18 protein-coding genes and 1 riboswitch are annotated in these 17,927 nt (G+C 50.7%); of the genes, 5 read left to right on the forward strand and 13 right to left on the reverse strand.

Annotated elements, in window-relative coordinates:
* Window positions 1-75 precede the first annotated feature (75 nt).
* The 5 genes from KQJ23_RS08585 to sdaAA all read left to right on the forward strand — a co-directional run bounded on the left by KQJ23_RS08585 (window position 76) and on the right by sdaAA (window position 4,638).
* Window positions 76-852, forward strand: coding sequence for an ABC transporter permease (locus KQJ23_RS08585; protein ID WP_216478431.1), 777 nt, complete (start codon window positions 76-78; stop codon window positions 850-852).
* On the forward strand, window positions 849-1,652 hold the full coding sequence (locus KQJ23_RS08590; RefSeq protein WP_216478432.1) for an ABC transporter permease: 804 nt from the start codon (window positions 849-851) through the stop codon (window positions 1,650-1,652). The genes KQJ23_RS08585 and KQJ23_RS08590 overlap by 4 nt, the downstream gene beginning before the upstream one ends.
* 14 nt (window positions 1,653-1,666) lie before the next feature.
* Complete coding sequence (locus KQJ23_RS08595; protein ID WP_216478433.1) at window positions 1,667-2,644, forward strand: ABC transporter ATP-binding protein; 978 nt, start codon at window positions 1,667-1,669, stop codon at window positions 2,642-2,644.
* Between the two features lie 93 nt (window positions 2,645-2,737).
* Window positions 2,738-2,850, forward strand: a riboswitch (glycine riboswitch).
* Between the two features lie 184 nt (window positions 2,851-3,034).
* A complete protein-coding gene (gene sdaAB, locus KQJ23_RS08600; protein WP_216478434.1) occupies window positions 3,035-3,700 on the forward strand; it encodes an L-serine ammonia-lyase, iron-sulfur-dependent subunit beta in 666 nt (221 codons plus the stop codon).
* Window positions 3,701-3,756: 56 nt separating this feature from the next.
* Window positions 3,757-4,638 carry an L-serine ammonia-lyase, iron-sulfur-dependent, subunit alpha gene (gene sdaAA / locus KQJ23_RS08605; protein WP_216478435.1) on the forward strand — a complete coding sequence of 294 codons (882 nt, stop codon included), beginning with the start codon at window positions 3,757-3,759 and terminating at the stop codon, window positions 4,636-4,638.
* Window positions 4,639-4,670: 32 nt separating this feature from the next.
* On the opposite strand, the gene KQJ23_RS08610 is transcribed toward sdaAA, so the two are convergent.
* The 13 genes from KQJ23_RS08610 to KQJ23_RS08670 all read right to left on the reverse strand — a co-directional run bounded on the left by KQJ23_RS08610 (window position 4,671) and on the right by KQJ23_RS08670 (window position 17,901).
* Window positions 4,671-5,255, reverse strand: coding sequence for an LOG family protein (locus KQJ23_RS08610; RefSeq protein WP_216478436.1), 585 nt, complete (start codon window positions 5,253-5,255; stop codon window positions 4,671-4,673).
* Window positions 5,256-5,267: 12 nt separating this feature from the next.
* Window positions 5,268-6,206, reverse strand: coding sequence for an alpha/beta hydrolase (locus KQJ23_RS08615; RefSeq protein WP_216478437.1), 939 nt, complete (start codon window positions 6,204-6,206; stop codon window positions 5,268-5,270).
* 12 nt (window positions 6,207-6,218) lie between these two features.
* Window positions 6,219-6,926 carry a DNA alkylation repair protein gene (locus KQJ23_RS08620; RefSeq protein WP_216478438.1) on the reverse strand — a complete coding sequence of 236 codons (708 nt, stop codon included), beginning with the start codon at window positions 6,924-6,926 and terminating at the stop codon, window positions 6,219-6,221.
* Between the two features lie 224 nt (window positions 6,927-7,150).
* Window positions 7,151-7,726: a 50S ribosomal protein L25 gene (locus tag KQJ23_RS08625; RefSeq protein WP_216478439.1), complete on the reverse strand. Its 576-nt coding sequence runs from the start codon at window positions 7,724-7,726 to the stop codon at window positions 7,151-7,153.
* Window positions 7,727-7,980: 254 nt separating this feature from the next.
* Window positions 7,981-8,559 carry a DUF4256 domain-containing protein gene (locus tag KQJ23_RS08630; RefSeq protein ID WP_216478440.1) on the reverse strand — a complete coding sequence of 193 codons (579 nt, stop codon included), beginning with the start codon at window positions 8,557-8,559 and terminating at the stop codon, window positions 7,981-7,983.
* A 110-nt stretch (window positions 8,560-8,669) separates the two neighbouring features.
* Window positions 8,670-9,782 carry a TolB family protein gene (locus KQJ23_RS08635; RefSeq protein WP_216478441.1) on the reverse strand — a complete coding sequence of 371 codons (1,113 nt, stop codon included), beginning with the start codon at window positions 9,780-9,782 and terminating at the stop codon, window positions 8,670-8,672.
* Window positions 9,783-9,888: 106 nt separating this feature from the next.
* Window positions 9,889-11,349 (reverse strand): sensor histidine kinase, encoded by a 1,461-nt coding sequence (locus tag KQJ23_RS24095; RefSeq protein WP_216478442.1) that lies wholly within the window; start codon window positions 11,347-11,349, stop codon window positions 9,889-9,891.
* On the reverse strand, window positions 11,339-12,034 hold the full coding sequence (locus KQJ23_RS08645) for a response regulator transcription factor (protein WP_216478443.1): 696 nt from the start codon (window positions 12,032-12,034) through the stop codon (window positions 11,339-11,341). Before KQJ23_RS08645 ends, KQJ23_RS24095 begins: the two co-directional genes overlap by 11 nt.
* Before the next feature lie 106 nt (window positions 12,035-12,140).
* Window positions 12,141-13,688, reverse strand: coding sequence for a 23S rRNA (uracil(1939)-C(5))-methyltransferase RlmD (gene rlmD / locus KQJ23_RS08650; RefSeq protein WP_216478444.1), 1,548 nt, complete (start codon window positions 13,686-13,688; stop codon window positions 12,141-12,143).
* A gap of 80 nt (window positions 13,689-13,768) precedes the next feature.
* Entirely contained in the window at window positions 13,769-13,954 is a 186-nt protein-coding gene (locus KQJ23_RS08655) for a CLC_0170 family protein (protein ID WP_216478445.1), read from the reverse strand.
* Between the two features lie 9 nt (window positions 13,955-13,963).
* The gene (locus tag KQJ23_RS08660) at window positions 13,964-15,205 is read right to left on the reverse strand and encodes a Ger(x)C family spore germination protein (RefSeq protein ID WP_216478446.1); all 1,242 of its coding nucleotides are present in this window, start codon (window positions 15,203-15,205) and stop codon (window positions 13,964-13,966) included.
* Window positions 15,198-16,292 (reverse strand): GerAB/ArcD/ProY family transporter, encoded by a 1,095-nt coding sequence (locus KQJ23_RS08665; protein WP_216478447.1) that lies wholly within the window; start codon window positions 16,290-16,292, stop codon window positions 15,198-15,200. Before KQJ23_RS08665 ends, KQJ23_RS08660 begins: the two co-directional genes overlap by 8 nt.
* Complete coding sequence (locus KQJ23_RS08670) at window positions 16,240-17,901, reverse strand: spore germination protein (RefSeq protein ID WP_216478448.1); 1,662 nt, start codon at window positions 17,899-17,901, stop codon at window positions 16,240-16,242. Before KQJ23_RS08670 ends, KQJ23_RS08665 begins: the two co-directional genes overlap by 53 nt.
* Window positions 17,902-17,927: the final 26 nt, after the last annotated feature.

Genomic DNA, 17,927 nt, shown 5'->3' on the forward strand with positions numbered 1-17,927 from the left:
ATGAGTCCTTCTTACAAAGTCGCCTTGTCTGAAGCGAACGGAGAAGCCGTTCGAGAAGCTTATCGGAGGTGTTGTATGCTTTATTTCACGCTGGCCTCAAAGGCCTATGCCCGAAATTTGCAATATCGCGGAGCTCATTTGATTCATAATCTCGCGAGTGCCATGTTCGGGTTCATCTACGCCAGTATCTGGATTGGAGTGGGTGATCATGCTTCACTGGGTACCTATGGAATTCAGGGAATGGTTAGCTATATCTCCTTTACCCAAGCCGCACTTTGGGTGACCAGCTTCATCTCTAACGGTCTTGGCATTCCGCAGAGTGTCAGAACCGGTCACATCTCGTTAGACCTGATGCGTCCTGTTCACTTGTTCAGCCATCTGATGGCTCGAGAGTGGGGACAAATCGCCTACCAGTTTATCTACAAATCCATCCCGATTTATCTCATCTATGTCTTTGTATTCTCGCTGCAGCTTCCCATGCAATGGACAACCTATTGCCTAACAGCGCTTAGTCTTGCAGGCGCGTCCTATCTGGCGATTTGTATGAATTACCTGATCGGCATTAGTGCGCTGTGGACGACAGAATCCTCCTGGCTCTATTGGGGCAATCATGCCCTGATCAACCTGCTCTCGGGGTTCTTCATTCCCTTGGAGTGGCTGCCCGGTGGACTGGAGAAGCTCTCGTGGATCTCGCCCTACCCTTATTTGCTCTATGTGCCGACATCCATGTATCTGGAACGGGGCAACATAGCCTGGCTCGGAGGCACTTTGATCTGGTGCGTGCTTATGACCGCCGTCTGCCTGTTGGCAACGCGGGTTGCCAGACGCAAGGTGGAGGTGCAGGGAGGATGAATTCACTTCAAACCTGGATGCACATGTATTTGTTGCTCATTCGTACGACCGTGAGAAGTCGAATGCAGTACAAATTCAACTTTGTCATTGGCTCATTTTTAGCAGCATTCATTCAGATTTCGGAATTTCTCATGGTTGCCATCGTTCTGGCCCGATTTGGCGGCATCCGTGGCTGGTCTATTCATGAGGTCGGTTATCTGGTTGCAGTTATGACCTTGTCGAAGACCTTGTATCGAACTATAGCGGATGAAGTGCATCATCTGGAAAAATATTTAGTCAGCGGCGACTTCGACCAATTGCTGACTCGTCCGTTGCCCGTGCTGCTGGCGCTGATGCCTCAGAGCTTCCGGATTATGATCGGCGAAGTGATGCAGGGCGGCTTCATTCTGTGGTGGTCGCTTGCGGGGATGCTGCAGGCGGGGACGATTGGCTGGCCGACCGTATGGTGGACACCGTTCATCATTCTAACGGGAGCAATCATCCTCTTCTCCATTGGTCTCGCTACCGCAACGATTGGCTTCTGGACGACAAGAATCAGTGAGCTGCAGACATTCACAGAGGATGCGGCCCGTTCCGCGGCTCAATATCCGTTAGCCATTTACCCGAAGTGGCTGGCTTCTTTCCTGTTGTATGCCATCCCTGTCGGATTTGTTAACTACTTGCCATCACTCTATTTGGTAAAGGGGGAGTTAGGGGCGTGGGTGCTTGCGGTTACGACTGCCATGGCCCTGATCTGTCTGGCGGCGGCACTGCGATTCTGGCAGTTCGGAATTACCAAATATCAAAGTACGGGAAGCTGAGGAGGAGAGAAGACATGATTGAAGCGAGACATCTCTATAAAGAATTCAAGACACCTGCAATAAAAGGAGGGCGCTTCTCGGGCGTCAGAACCTTGTTCTCACGTGAATACCGGGTGAAGGAAGCCGTGCGGGATATCTCCTTTCAGGTGCTTCCCGGCGAATTTGTCGGTTATATCGGACCGAACGGCGCAGGCAAGTCGACGACGATCAAAATGCTGACCGGGATTCTGCATCCAACCTCTGGAGAGGTTCGGATAAGAGGGTTGAATCCGCATCGCGAGCGCAGAAAGACTGTTCAGCAGCTGGGCGTCGTGTTCGGACAGCGCAGCCAGCTGTGGTGGGACCTGCCGGTCAAAGATTCATATGATATTCTTGCCCATATGTACCGTGTCCCGGCGGAGCTGAAAAAGCAACGCTTGGAGCGGTTTGCCGAGCTGTTGAATTTGCCCGAGTTCTGGGATACCCCGGTTCGCAAGCTTTCGCTTGGACAGCGGATGAGAGCCGATCTTGCCGCCGCGATGCTGCATGATCCGGATTTGCTCTTTCTGGATGAGCCAACGATTGGATTAGATGTGCATGCCAAGCAAGGAATCCGCGAGTTTCTTCGTCAGTTGAACAAGGAATACGGTAAGACCATCCTGCTGACCACCCATGATATGGATGATATCGAGCAGTTATGCAGCAGAGTAATGGTCATCAACCATGGGGCATTGAGCTATGACGGGACGGTTGCGGAACTGAGGGAGAGGATTGGTCTGCCTGCGGTGATTACAGTAACTTACCGGGGAGGTTGTCAAATACCGGTCTTGGAGCAGCCGGGGTTAGTCTATCGCATCGTATCGGCGGAAGGAGAGATTCTTAGGATTGAAGCCGATCTTCGGGCTACGGGCGTTATGGAATTGATCAAGGAGCTTGGGACATGGGGGGAGATCGCCGATCTGTCGATTGAAGGCCCAGATTTTGAAGAGGTTGTACGCCGCTTTTCCGAGTGAGGAATCAAGATCATGCCCTTTTTGAAGTTAGGTTTGAATTCTTGACATTTAAATTTCTTCATCATACATTGATATCAAATAGATGAACTGCGAATGATGAAGTTGGGAGAGTTCGCCTGGGCTAATTGGGCGGCACCGAAGGAGCAAAGGATCGGCACTTGCGAACCGGTCAAGAATCTCTCAGGTATAAGGACCAGCCTCTGACGCAACTCTGGAGAGAGCATACCAGCCACCCAAGGGGTACATGTTATCGGATATCATTCCGGATAGCATTAAACTTTCAGGTAACGGGGACAGAGATAAGGCAGCAGCCTTGTTTCTCTGTCCTTTCTTTACGTCAATTTACTATAGATGCAATTTCATGACGGAGAACACGCGGGAGAGATAACGATGAGATTTAAAAATGTATTTTCCATAATCGGTCCAGCCATGATTGGCCCCTCCAGCTCTCATACGGCGGGGGCGGTGCGAATCGGGAGGTTTGCACGTCAGTTGCTGGGCGAGCAGCCGTCGGTAGCACACATATGCTTCTACGATTCGTTTGCCGAAACTTACTCGGGACATGGGACCGATTTAGCTGTTGTCGGCGGCATAATGGACTGGAGAACGGATGACGAGCGGATCCGTGATTCTGTCCGAATTGCAGGCGAAGCCGGGATAGAGCTTCATTTCACCACGGGAATTGCTCCGGGTGTGCATCCGAATACGGTTAAAATCAAGCTGTCCTCGGATCAGAATGAAGTGGAAGTGATCGGCGCATCGATCGGCGGAGGGACCATTGTGATCCGGCAAGTAAACGGATTTGAGATCAAATGCACAGGAGAACTTCCAACCCTCGTGATCGGTCATGGTGACCGGCAAGGCGTACTGGCAGGCATTACAGCCCTGTGTGATAAAGAGAATGTCAACATCGGATATATTAATACGGATCGGGTTGGGCGAACGAGCGAGGCTTTGACTGTAGTTGAAGCTGACTCGAGGATCCCGGAGCATTTGATCGAAGCTATTCGTGCGCTGCCTTATGTCAACCGGGTAGTTTTCATTCATTTAGATTGATTGAGCGGCTTACCCTGATTAACGGATTCTACAACCCATAGAAGGAGAAAATAGACATGCGGTTTCGTAACTTGAAGGAGCTTGCGGCTCTCTGTGTGAAGGAAGAGAAGAGTATTGCCCGGATTATGCTGGAGGACCAGGCGGAAGAGAGCGGTCAAAGTGTGGAAGAGATTCTCAAGGTGATGGGTGAATACTATGAGATCATGAAGACTGCGGTTCATAAAGGGCTGACGGAGGATATCACCTCGACCAGCGGTCTAACGGGGGGAGATGCGAAGCGGGTCGAGAGCTACCGGTTGTCAGGGACTCCCGCCGTGGGGGATATCGCTGCCCAAGCCATGACTTATGCGCTATCCGTCTCCGAGGTTAATGCCTCCATGGGGCGGATCGTCGCCACGCCAACGGCAGGCTCCTGCGGTATTATACCAGGGGTGTTCGTCAGTGCGCAGGAAAGATTCGGCTGGGAGGATGAACATCTCGTTCACGGATTGTTCTGCGCCGGAGCAATCGGTTACGTTATTGCGAACAATTCCTTTATCTCCGGTGCAGAGGGCGGCTGTCAGGCGGAGGTCGGCTCTGCGATCGGAATGGCGGCCGGCGCCATGGTTGAACTGCGTGGAGGCACACCGGAACAGGCTGTACATGCTGTAGGACTTGCGCTGAAAAATACACTGGGTCTGATTTGCGATCCGGTAGGCGGCCTGGTCGAGATTCCGTGTATCGTCCGTAACGGATTCGGAGCCGTAAATGCGCTCGCTGCGGCAGACATGGCGCTGGCCGGAGTGAGAAGTGTCATTCCTTCCGACGAAGTTATTGATGTGATGCTGGAGGTCGGTTCATCCATGCCGAGCCGGCATCGGGAGACCGCTCAAGGGGGCTTGGCACAGACGCCAACCGGCCGTAAGATTATGAAGGAGCTTCTTATCCGGCAAAAATAAACCCCGCCTGAGTCGGGCGGGGACAGAAGAATCTAAATCTGCTGTTTGTGGGTGATAAAGGTTTTCACGGCCGGAGGAATATAGTGCTGGAACTGGTTCAAAAGCTCCTTGGGGTATTCTTGAACCAATAGAGCGGAGACGAACTTTTCCTGAAGGAATTGTTCTTTCGACATATGGTGGAACAGGGCGATCAACGGATCATAGTAATGTTGAATATTCAGCAAGCCGCAAGGCTTCTGGTGTAGCCCCAGCTGAGCCCAGGTGAAGATCTCGAAAAATTCATCCATGGTACCTGCGCCGCCTGGAAGAACTACGAAGCCGTCGGCCAATTCAGCCATCTTTGCTTTTCGCTCATGCATGGAGCTTACAGTAATCAGCTCGGTCAAACCGGGATGAGCCAGTTCCTTGCTCCTCAGGAAATCAGGCAGCACGCCGATAGCCTTACCGCCTTGCTCAAGCACCGTATCGGCAATTGCCCCCATCAATCCATTAACAGAACCCCCGTAGACTAGCGTGATATCGCGTTGTACAAGTTCATTGCCAAGTGCAATAGCTCCCTGGACATACACTGGTGAAGCACCGATTCCGGATCCGCAAAATACAGCCAGCCGCTTCATACAGATCGCCTCCTATTTGACGTATTTATTGATGAAGCTGGTTACCTTCCCCCAATATTCCTCTCCGGCGACGGAAGCCGCTCCTGCATGGCCCGCCCCAGGGACGATGTAGATTTCCTTGTCTACTTTCGCTGCCTTATACACTTCGTGCACCATTTTGCTTGGAACAAAAGTATCGCAATCTCCATGAATGAACATCATCGGGATCTTTGCCTTCGCTACTTGGGCTAATGCATTTGCTTGGCCGAGAGTATAACCGGCGCGGATGCGGGCGATCAGACTGGCTAGCGGAATAAGGGGGAAGGAAGGCAGACGGAAGAGAGCCTTAAGCTGATAACTGAATTCTTCCTTCGCCGAAGTGTATCCGCAATCTTCTACGATTACCTTTACTTGAGGGGGAAGAGGTTCTCCTGACGCCATCATTACAGTAGCGCCACCCATGGACACGCCATACAGAACAATTTCTGCCTGCGGGTAATCCAGCAGGATGCTGTCAACCCAACGAAGCAGATCCAGCCTATCCGGCCAACCCATGCCGATATAGCGGCCCTCGCTGCTTCCATGGCCTCGCGCATCCGGCATCAGAATGTGAAAGCCTGCTTTATAAAGCTGCATAGCCGGGCTTTTCATGGCCGCAGCTTCACTGGTGTATCCATGGGCCAATATCGCCCACTTGTTTGTTGTTGAGGGCTGGAGGATCTTGTATGCGTGCAGTTTGAGCCCGTCTGAGGATTCGATATGCTCATCCGCGACCTCAGCTTGTTCAAACCATTGATGATGGGAATCGTTCCGGCCAGCCTGCGTATCAATTGCATTGTGCGGAGCCTTGAACACGAAGGATTTATCCTTAGCGGGATTTAGCGCGAGATTATAGAAATAATTTCCGATTCCAAAGCATACCGCCAGAAGTACTGCTACAATAATAATTCCAAGCCAGATCCATATCGTCATTAGTAACCAATCCTAACATCGCACATATTTTCGTTTAAATCCGAGCTGCCCTCGTTCAAGAAACTTCAGAATATTTCCGGCAGGCTGAAGGAGCTTGCTTTTGGTATTATTCAATTGGACCTCTATGGGCTCGAGTGCTTTAGCAGTCTCAAGCGCCTTCGCATGGAGCGGTAAATAAGAAATTCCGACGGTATAAATAAAATTGCTCATTGAGAATTTCGTGCGTGCAGGACTGTCCTGAATCGCAGAGGCTGCAAGCTCAAGCATACCCGCTATTTTCTGCTCGGAAAATTGATGATCTGGCCGGTTTCCCAGTAACCAGCAGTAACAGCTCCAGCCAGCCGACATTCGGAGCTCTTCTCCGCATGCAATCCATTTGTCCGCAACTTGCTGGGCAATGTCTGACTCCGATAAAGTTACGGCAACTACGAAATCGGACAGCATGTAAAAATAAGCCCCGTCCATCCAGCGATCATAGTCCTCTTCGGTCATCGCATTCGGATCCGCAATGATGCCGGCAAAATACATGGCGTCGTAGTTCCCAGTAGCATAAAGCTCCTCGGCCAAAGGCTGATTAATTTTGATTTTCTTGGCAATCGGCTTCATGGCTCCGGTTGCTACGCCAAATAGCGGCTCATGCGCTCCATTGGAAATATAGATTTTCTTGGTTCGTTCCTTGCCCAGGGCTTCCAGCTCCTGCATAACGGATTCGAGATTCATAATTCGATGCTCCTTTCCTTATCTTTAATTATACTTGCCGGATAGCGAAAAAGTCAGCCATAAAGGCAGATTCATTTCTCTTTAGCACCTTCAAAGGGTAAGGATAAAGCTTTAAAAAGGGGCGAAGCCTTCATCAGGCTCGCCCCTTAATTATATATTTGAAGTCATCGCTGAAGCTCTTCATAGCTGTATCTTTAACAAGCCAGGATACTTCGCAGCAGATTTTACATGGCCTCCGGTTGGTCTGTCTGAACCTTTGGTGTCACCACGGACACGAGCAGTTCGTTCGCCGCAGAGATAGGTGCGACTCCGTCAGGCAGCTTGAGATCTCCGACATGAACGGAATCCCCGATCTCCAGTTCGCTGATGTCGACAGGAATGATGGCAGGGATATGGTCCGGATAGGATTCGATCTCGATGAACGTGCTTTGGATCTGCACGACTCCCCCGAGCTTGGCTCCCTTCGCGGTGCCGACGTAGTCAAGATTTACTCTCGTACGCACAATTTCATTTTTATTAATACGTAAAAAGTCGACATGAATGTATTCACGAGTAACCGGATCACGCTGAACTGTTTCCAGCAGCACCGGAATCGGCTCCTGATTGTCCAGGCGAAGCTCTACGATGCCTCCTTGGCCGCTCCGTGCCCATTTACCGAACTCTTTGGCGGACAATTGAATCATCAGATTGTCCTGTCCTATGCCAAATACAATCGCCGGAATTTGCCCTGAACGGCGAAGCTGCCGAAGTCCGGTTTTATTCATGGTCGTGCGTGTTTCTCCCCGCAAATAGTTTCTCATCTCAACAACACTCCTTAAATTAACATTATTTAGGTGCACTTACCTCGATCGTTCATAACGAACTACGGATTTCTCCCCCCGTAGCGGGGACAGAAGGAGCACCATTGCATCACCTCCAGAAAGACATTTAATGTAAAAATACTTATATATGCGAGAAGGCACCTCGTTCCAAGGGAACGAAATGCCTAATTACTTGGTACCATATCATATTAAGGGAAGGTTGTCGACCTGCCCAAAGGGGTGCCTGAATGGATCTATACCTTTAGCGAGCCGCGGAATCCCCTTGCTCCGTAATAAGAATCCGCTCCGTTATGGTACAAGAAGATAGTGTCATAGCGGCGGTCACAGAAGATGGCCCCGCCAAGCTTGCGGATATGCTCAGGGGTGCTCACCCAACTGGATGTTTTAAGATCAAAGCCGCCGAGCTTTTGAAGTTCCCGATACTGCTCCTCTGTCAGCAGCTCGATCCCCATGGCATCGGCCATTTCCATTGCGCTGCTTTCCGGCTTGTGTGCCTTCCTTGATTCCAGTGCTTCGCGGTCATAACAGATACTTCTGCGGCCTTTCGGGCTTTCTGCGGAGCAATCATAGAAAATGTATTCCTCCGAATCCTGGTCGTAACCAACAACGTCCGGCTCACCGCCTGTCCGCTCCATCTCATGAAGAGACCATACTTTTTCAGGGAGTGCTTCAAGCTTTGCCTGTACTTGCTCCCAATCCAATCCTTGATGACGGGACATGTTTTTCTCAAAACGCGCCTTCAGAATTTGAAGTAATTCTGCCGCCTGTTCAGGAGCTAATACTTTTTGATTATCATTTGGGGGTGTCGCCATAGTCAGTTCTCCCTTCAAAATTATACGCTCACTCTGTATTATGCCACGTTTTGGCGTGAAATCCAGATTAATAACGGGAGCGTATGTCTGCTCCCGTTTATTCGTGATGGTTACTGTAAAGAAGATTTCAAATAAACAATGCTGCTGTTATAGTGTTCTCCATCCCACCACGCATACGCAAGCTGCTCCCCGGTGGGATTCCAGCAGGTTATAGCATTTGTAATATCTACCACAATTGAAGTGGACTCCCCCGATAGCAGGTCATGCACGTATAAGCCGCTGACAGAAGCCCCGTTCTCTTCGCCCTTCATGCTGTATGCAATCATTCGTTGGTCGGGGGACCAGGAAATGCCGCCCAGTTCGACTCCTTCGGCGATCTTCTTAGGATTGCTTCCATCCGCATCAGCCAGCGATAACGTTTGTTTAGCTCCGTTATACTGCAAGACCAGGATTTTGTTCTCGTCCGGGGAAGGGTAGAGGCCCCCCACGTTAGGCAGGTCCAAGCTGGTGATTTCGCGTGTTGTCAGATTGAGAGCTTTCAATGTGTTATCGCCCGAAGTATTGTAATAAACCGTATCCTTAACCTTTTTGACAATAAGCAAAGCCTCCTGACCCAGCTCAGATAGAGGGGTTGCTTTTCCCTTCGTATCGGCGGTATAAGCCCCATTCATATACCCGGCCCCGACAATTGTATCCTGGTCTGCCCAATAGGCGCTGCCTACATTGCCGATGGACTCTCCCGTGATATTGAAGCTGTTCAGACTATCAAGATCAAGCACTTCATACGACGGGTCCCCCAGGCTATATCCGGAATAAAGTAAGTACTTACGATCCGGTGAGAGCTTTGCTCCGCCCAGATTCAGGTTGGGCTCTTCTTTAAGCAAAGAATACTCCTTGGTGGCCAAATTGTATTTGTATAAGCTCCTCGGGTGATATCCAGCCAACTCCTCAAGACTCATTTCCTCCAGAGATTCATTCTCCTTTGCAACGATGACCGTGTTCTCATCCAGCCAATCCGAGATTTCCAAGTTCTCATAGGAATTGATCTTGACGATGGAAATACCGGGCTCGCCGGCATCGCTTTTCTCATCCTCAATAACGGTAATGGAACTCCCGGGTTCTTGAATCGTGACTTTGCCGTTCTCCTTTGTTCCGTTGCATCCTGCGGCCAGGAGCAGGACGGACAGCATGAAGATCGCTTTGGTTAATGTTATGGTTTTCATTTCTCTTCGCCTCCTCGATAATTAAATTATCAAGAACTTGTTTCAGGGGAATCTACAAATGTTGCCGCCAGGTTAACAATTGTATCCAACTTGTAAACAAAGCGGCTCAGGCAGAATCAGATGAGGGAAAGACCAGCCTGAAGCGACTGCCCTCTGGCCCGGTATGGATGAGAGCAATCGAGCCTCCCAACATTTCAGCGTGCTTCCGGGTAAGTGACAGGCCGAGCCCGGCCCCGCCGTGTTCCTTGGATCTATTCTTATCTACCGTGTAGAAGGGCTCAAATACCTTTTCCGCAAGCTCTGGCGGAATGCCAATCCCGGTATCGGCAATCTCAATAACCACTTGGTCAGCGGCTGAGCAGCTCTTGATGGAGATGCTTCCATTCGCTTTATTATATTTGATGGCATTGTCCAGTAAATTAACAAGAACGAGGGTCAAGCTGTCCTTGTCCCCATGGATATAAGTATCCTCCAGTTCGGTATGAAGCTTTAGTCCAAATTTATCAACTTTGCCCTTCAAGCTGCCTAATACCGATTCAATTGCCGGTTTAACCGCCAGCTTCTCAAGCCTTAGCTCGAAATCATATTTCTCCAGCGCCGATAGCTGAAGGACCTTATCGACCATCTGATACAGGCGCTCGGTCTCGCTCTTCACATTTACAATAGCCGTCTGCAACAGCTTTTCGTCATCAGGATACATCTCGAGCAGATCAATGTAGGCCTTGATGGAGGTGAGCGGAGTCTTGAATTCGTGAGTAACGTTGCCAATGAATTGCTTCTGCTGGATGTCCAGCAAGGATAATTTGTCGACCGCCAGCTTAAGCTTGGTTTGTTCGTCTTCCATACCCTGAATGGTTCGTTTGATCTGTTCGCTCATGGCATGAATACCTTGACTCAGCTTGCCGATCTCATCCTTTCGCTTCAGGATAGTGGTCTCGTAACGGCCCTCCCGTATAAGGTCCACCATATGATCAAGCTTGATAATGCCTGTAGCAAAAGAATTGAAATATATATTGCCAACGAGGAAGCTCAAGATAAATACACCAGCGCCTATATAAATGAACAACTGCCGGATATCGTTATAAAATGCCAGATGGGTCGATAGGGAGTAATAGAATTGTATAACCCCGACTTGCTCGCTGCCTGCCCGGAGTGGTGTCAGATAAAATAGAGAGTCGCCTTCCACGAGATAAGCCGTTTTATGTTCGAGGGCGTAGGCGAGCGTTTTCTTGATATTGTCAGGGGAAGGGTTCGCCGTTCTACTGCTGACGGGTTCTCCCTGCATATCATATAGAACCAAGGATTGTCCGCTAATTAGTTCCAGCTCCTTAGCGAACTCCTGGCCCTTGGCGGTCAGGAAGGTCTCGGGGACTTTGCTTTCTTCCGACAAGATCGTCTGTATAAAATACATGTTCGCCGTTTTGGCTTGCTGGGCAAGATACTGTTCATATTGTTTCTTCTGATTATCTTCAATGCCTCGCAGCACCAGTAAGCTTAACAGAAATACGACAAAGAGCAGCAAAGCGGCCAGAAACAGGCTGAACTTCATTCGAATGCTAATTTTCACTGCTGCCTCCCAAGGCTTTATAGCCTATGCCATATACGGTTTGAATGATGCTGTCCAAGGGCGGGCCAAGCTTCTTGCGGATACGCTGAACATGAATATCCACCGTACGAGTACCTCCGAAATAATCCATTCCCCATACCAAATTGAGTAATTGCTCCCTGGTGTAGACTCTTTCCGGATGAGCAAGCATCAAGGCGAGCAAGTCGTATTCCTTCGGGGTTAACTCCAGAGGGTGGTCACCTGCCAGGGCGGTGCGTTTATCCGTAGAGAGGGTGATGCCGCCCACGCTGATTTCATCTGAATCAGGGTTATGTTGGGCCGTCTGTATTCTACGCAACAGAGATTTCAACCGAGCCAGCAGCTCCCTCATGTCAAACGGCTTGGTCATATAATCGTCCGCACCTAGCTCAAGGCCCAATACCTTATGGACGATATCCTCCTTCGCGGTCAGCATGATGACCCCTATACGTCCTTTTCCCTGAAGCTTCTTTAAAATCTCATACCCGTCCATGCCGGGCAGCATCACGTCCAGAATGAGGGCATCCGGCTGAAATTCCCCGATCCTCTTCAGGGCAGTCTCACCATGATAAACCGCCTCGGCCGTATAACCCTCTCTGGTTAACGCATACGTGATGGCATCCGCTATGGTTTGTTCATCTTCAATAACGAGAACCTTCTCCTTCATCGCAAGCCACCGCTCCTTTCCGGGGATTCAGCTATCTTTATCAACGGGCATGACGAATCTGTAACGACAAGCAAGCCCTTGATAGACAAGGGCTTGCGTTTCTGTGTCACTGAAGCACCAGCTTTGCCACGCACTCCACATGGCTCGTCTGGGGGAACATATCCACCGGCTGAAGCCACTCCAATTGATAGCCGCCGTCGGTTAATACTTTGCAGTCCTTGGCAAGCGTGGACGGATTACAGGATACATAGACGAACCGCTTGGGTTTGGTGCGGAGAACAGCCTCCAGGAAACGGGAATCAAGCCCGGTCCGGGGGGGATCAGCGATAATGACATCCGGATTGAAGCCGGATTTTACCCAGCGGGGCAGCAGTTCTTCAGCCAATCCTTCATGAAAGGAGATATTGCTGCGGCCATTGCGCTCTGCGTTAGACCGCGCGTCCACAACCGCCTCGGGAATCGACTCGATGCCTCTCACCGCATGGGCATAAGGAGCAAGCCAAAGGCCGATCGTACCGGTTCCGCAATAAGCATCGACAACCGTTTCGCGTCCGGTCAGACCAGCTGCATTTCGCACAGATTCGTACAGCTTCACTGTCTGCAGCGGATTCAATTGGAAGAACGCCCGTGGTGACAGTGTGAACTCCAGGTCCCCCAGCGATTCCTCAATGCTGTCTTCTCCCCAAAGAATCACGGTTTTATGACCAAATATCAGCGAGGTATTCTTCGGATTGACGTTCATCGCAATGCTCGTGATCTCCGGCAAGGCTTGTCTAAGCTCGCCTACAATCCGCTCGCGTTGCGGCAGTCTATCACTGGCTGTAACCAGTGTAATCTGGAGCTGGCCGGACTGGAAGCCCCAGCGGGCAACGATCGTTCGTACCAACCCATGATTGCCCTTTTCCTGATACACTGGGATATTAAGCTTCTCCAGTACTTTACGGGTTTGATCAACGGCTTCATTAATCTTGGGATGCTGGATGGGGCAGCCGGTTATATCAATTAATTTATGGGAATCTGCGGCATACAGGCCGGCAATCATCCCTTCCTGCTGCATGCCTAATTGGAGCTGAGCCTTATTGCGATAATCCCACGGACGCTCCATGCCGAGGATAGGCTTGAACTTGATTTGTCCTGAATCCGCATATCTTGAAAACGCCTCGCGAACGATCTCCACCTTGCCGGCAAGCTGTCCCTCATAAGACAAATGCTGAATCTGACAGCCTCCGCAAATTCCAAAGACAGGGCAAGGAGGCTCGGCGCGTTGAGGGGATCGCTTCTCGATTTTCGCCAGTTCTGCAAGGATATACTTTGCTTCCACCCGGGTAACAACCGCTTTAACAACCTCATCCGGAATGGCACCCCTGATGAATACAGCCTTGCGGCGGTAATATCCCACACCTTCGCCGTTGATGCCGAGCCGTTTAATCGTAACGACAATCCGGTCGCCCGTCTGTACCTCCTCGGCAGACTCCCGCTTGGCTACGGCTGGTTTTTGCCTGGTCTTTGCCGAGGCATCGGAGGGATTGGAGCGGCCATGGTTAAAGGACTTACTCTTCTTCGGCTGACCGCTCTGCCGGCCTGCATGGTATTGCGAATTTTTGGGGGAGGTCTCCGTTTTATGTTTTGAATGTTTCGTTGGTTTATTTGTCATGGTTATTCGTCCTGTTCATGAATTTGATCCGACATTACTATATCATGAACCGGCGGACAAGACCATGTTCCCGGCGCCTCTCAATGCTTCCATAAGAAAATGCCAAGCAGGATGAGCGCAGCAGACAAATTGAACCAGCCGAGCAAGGAAGATATTTTTTGCTCCCGCGCCCGGCGGCTGACTTGATAGACTTTTCGGTCCAGCAAAAGCAGCATTGCTCCCGAGACCAAGAACAGCATTGCAGCGGAAAAAATAATTCTGAGCATGGCCGCCTCCTAGTTTTTCAAGCCGTTTTGCCGAATGCGCATTTCCAGATCTATCTCGATGGGGATATCGGAATAGATATTTTCCCAATCCTGTTTGCTGTGCACCTGTTCTTGCCAATAGGATGGATGACGTACTCTTACAATTTCTCCAATCCCGAAAATATCGGAATGGTGCTTTTGTGTATCCCGAATAAGTTCGAGGACAATGCCCTTGGCTAGCCGGTTGAAGTTGTCTTGGATTAACGTGATTTGCCGGGGAGAATGGATATCGATATGCTCCTCGAGATGCTCTGTAATAGAGCCTTCCAGCCGAATCTCGAATTTTGCCGCCGGCTTGTCGTTCTCGATTCGGGTAATGATGTGGCTTGACCGCTCCCTCGTCTGAACCATGACGTGACCTATGCCCGGAACTTCGGTCATGACAGAATAGCCTCCAATGCTCAGACCCTTGGCAGCCATAAAAGCGCCGATTCCGATGGGATTCGTCTTGCCTGCCATCACCCCATTGCTAAAGTACGCTATGCCCTTAATCATCACATTATTATCTCCTTTGATTGTGATGTAAGGGAGATAGCCGTTCTCGCCCCATTTGCTGTCAGTGCTCCAGAATATTCCGAGATAATCGAGCGGAAATTTTCCGTAAGAGACCGCTCTTTCCGCCAAATTCAGTAGATAGAGCGTCGGTATCCGTTCCAGCGGAGGAGCGATGCTCATAACGTCCGCCGCCTTCCCCTCAGAGACCAGCATCCAGGTTCTGCGCCGTACTTCAGCGTTGCGCCTCAGATAATCGTTAAGATCGGAAAGTCCGCGCTTAGCGATAGCCTCGCTGATGACTATAACCCGAAGATGAATCAGATATTTGGGATCGGCAATTTGCTGCTGCAAATTGTTGAGCGCATCGTCCAGACTGATACCCGCGACCTTCACGACCCAAATCGAATTTTTAGTTACGTCACTGCTGCCGGAATTGCTGGGACCTAACGGAACTCGCCCAGGAACGGCAACCTGGGCCGTGATCAAGTATTGGTCTTTTTTCGGCTTGTTGTGGCGCTCGTAAGTGATTTCTTCCTCCGTGCCGGATTCTTCGGGAGACGGCTCGTCAATGGCCAAGCCAAGAATGAGCGCCCTGTTTTCGATCTCCAGGCTGTCCCAGCAGCCGGTGATCAATAGCGTATTGGCACATGCGAAAAGAGCGAGCAGAAAACGTGCCATACGCCGCCAGCGATTAGCGTTGAATAAGGAATCATTCATGAGCGGCGGCTCCTTTCTTGCCTATGAGACTGATTGCCAGCAACAGCAGCGGATAGCCGACCAAAAGTATAATGCCGATGAATTCCAGTCTGTTCATCAAGATTCGGGTGACCAGAACATGGCTCGGAAGCATGGCAATGATGAGCAGGTAAGGCAGCAGAAATGAAGAGGTAAGCCGCAAATCGGATACAGAAATGATTTTGCCCAAGGCATAAGTGGCCAAGTAATAATTACTGTATTGCGTGGTGAACACAGCAAGGAACCAGATCACGATAAAAATGACGTCAAACCGTTCAAGCACGCCTCCGCCCAGGGAGAGGGAGCGGGATAGCTCCAGCGTCGGATAGAGCAGCTTCTTCGTCTCTTCCGTCCCATACACCCCGAGTACGGCAATGACCATGACCAAATAAATGAAGCAACTGAGCATGACCCCGTACAGTCCGGATTTCATCGCCTTGCTCGGCTTGCTCATAATCGGTATCAAGATCGTGATGATGAATGTGGTCAAATACGGCGCGGTTGCTTTGATCATGCCCCCTCCCCAATGTTCGGCATTCATTCCCAAGACCGGCTGGAGATTAAGCGTGGATATTCTGGGCAGCAAAATGAAAATGATCAACAGAAATGGAAGGAAGGAAAACGGAAAGTAGAATAAATGAATATAGCTGAATTTAAGCTCATTTCGCCGGCAGGCTACCGCCGTAATGAGCAGGATCAACACGATGCAAATTTCGATCGGCGTTTTTCGAAAGACGACGGCGGTCAGGACGTCTCCGAACTGACGGAATCCCAAAGAGATAGACAGCGTAAAATATATGAAAAGCAGGCTGTTAAATAGCCGTGCCAGCCATTTCCCGCACAATTTCTCGCCGTAATCAAAAATAGAGCTCCCAAAACGCCGGCCAAGCAAGGTTAGGGGAATGAGCATCAGAATCGGGCCGATGATCCCGCTGATGGTCAGCAGCGGAGCGCCGGTATCGGCGCTTTCTGCCATAAACCTGGGAAAGCTGAGTACGGCAACCCCGAAGGAAGTGCTAGCGATGACGATGACGATCTGAAACATCGAAAGCGTGGGCTTCCGTCTCATCTGAATCCTCCTCTATTGAAAAAATGCGGTCAAAATAAGTCGAGGCTGTTCCGTCAGGCAGGCGGGTGGAATCTACAGGATGGAGATGATCGGGGCGGCGCTTCATCGACCAGATCGGGGCACGGAACAAGGTATCGGTCAGTTTCTCGCGGGAACCGTACAGCCAGGAAGACATGTAAGGGATACCGAACGATTCCAGGGCAAGCAAATGATTGATGATGACAATGGTCCCGAGAATAATGCCGAACAGACCGAACAGGCCGGCCAATATAATGAGCGGAAAGCGCAGCATACGGAGTGCAATCGCCATATCATAAGCAGGCGTAGCAAAAGATCCGATCGTTGTCAGCGCCACGATCACGACGGTAATCGGACTGGCCAGGCCGGCAGATACCGCCGCCTGCCCGACGACCAGGACACCCACGATTGAAAGGGCGCCGCCGATCATTTGCGGCAGGCGGATCGTAGCCTCGCGAAGGATCTCCATAGCTACTTCCATCAGAAGCACCTCCAGTACGGCGGGAAAGGGAACGCCGGCCCGCCCGCCGGAGATCGCAACGGCAAATGCCGTCGGCAGAAGCTCGGGATTGAAGGAGATGACCGCAACGTAAAGCGCCGGAAAAAACAGAGAAAAGAGCAGGGCGATGATCCGGATTTGCCGGATTAGCGTCCCGATAAAAAAACGTTCCGAGTAATCGTCAATCGTCTGAAAGAATTGATCAAACGTCGCTGGGACAATGAGCGCAAAGGATGACCCTTCCGTAAGGATGACCACTCTTCCGGCCAGAAGGGCTGAGACCGTCTTATCGGGCCGTTCCGTATTCTGGATCTGGGGGAACGGCGAAAGCGGGTGGTCTTCAATAAACTGTTCAATATATCCGGGATCGATGATGCCGTCGAAATCGATTCTGGCCAGGCGTTTCGTAACGTCTTTAATAATCTCGGGATCGCATATTCCTTCTACAAAACATACGGCGACCGGGGTCTTCGTGCGCTCCCCTATTTGGGCTGTCTCAATCTTAAGATCCGGAGTTTGGAGACGGTACCTGATCAGCGACAAATTCGTCTCCAGTTGCTCGATAAAGCCCTCCCGGGCGCCCCTTATCACTTGCTCGGTCTGCGGCTGCTCGATTCCCCTTCGCTCGATTTGCCGCAGGTTGAAAGCCAGCCCATCACGAATCTGATCGGCGATAAGCAGCACATTGCCAAAGGCAAGAAGCTGAAGCATCTCGGAGATATCCGAGCTTCGTTTGCCTTGGCTCACATAGATGCTCTCCTTCCACAGCCGATCCAACAAATCGGAGTCTTCCCCATCTTTAGGAGGCTCCTCGTCCTGATACTTCCAGAGCATCAAAGGCTTCAGCACATCCTCCTGAATGCGGGACTGATCCGTAATAGAGGACAAGAACAGAAGCGCGGCCGGAAAGCGCTGATCAATCATCAGCCTGCGGACGACCAGATCCCCATCGACACCGATGATCTCTTCAATCCTTTCTATGGTCTCTTCCAGATTGCCGGTAGCCTCACCATATTCCGGGGATGCTTGAAAAGGGCGCTTCATGCTTGCGTCTTCTTTAAGGGTTCTATACTTTTTGCTCCACGTCGGCATATCCATTCTCCCTCTTCTCTGGATAA

The organism is Paenibacillus brevis, assembly GCF_018919145.1.
Classification (GTDB): Bacteria; Bacillota; Bacilli; order Paenibacillales; family Paenibacillaceae; genus Fontibacillus; species Fontibacillus brevis.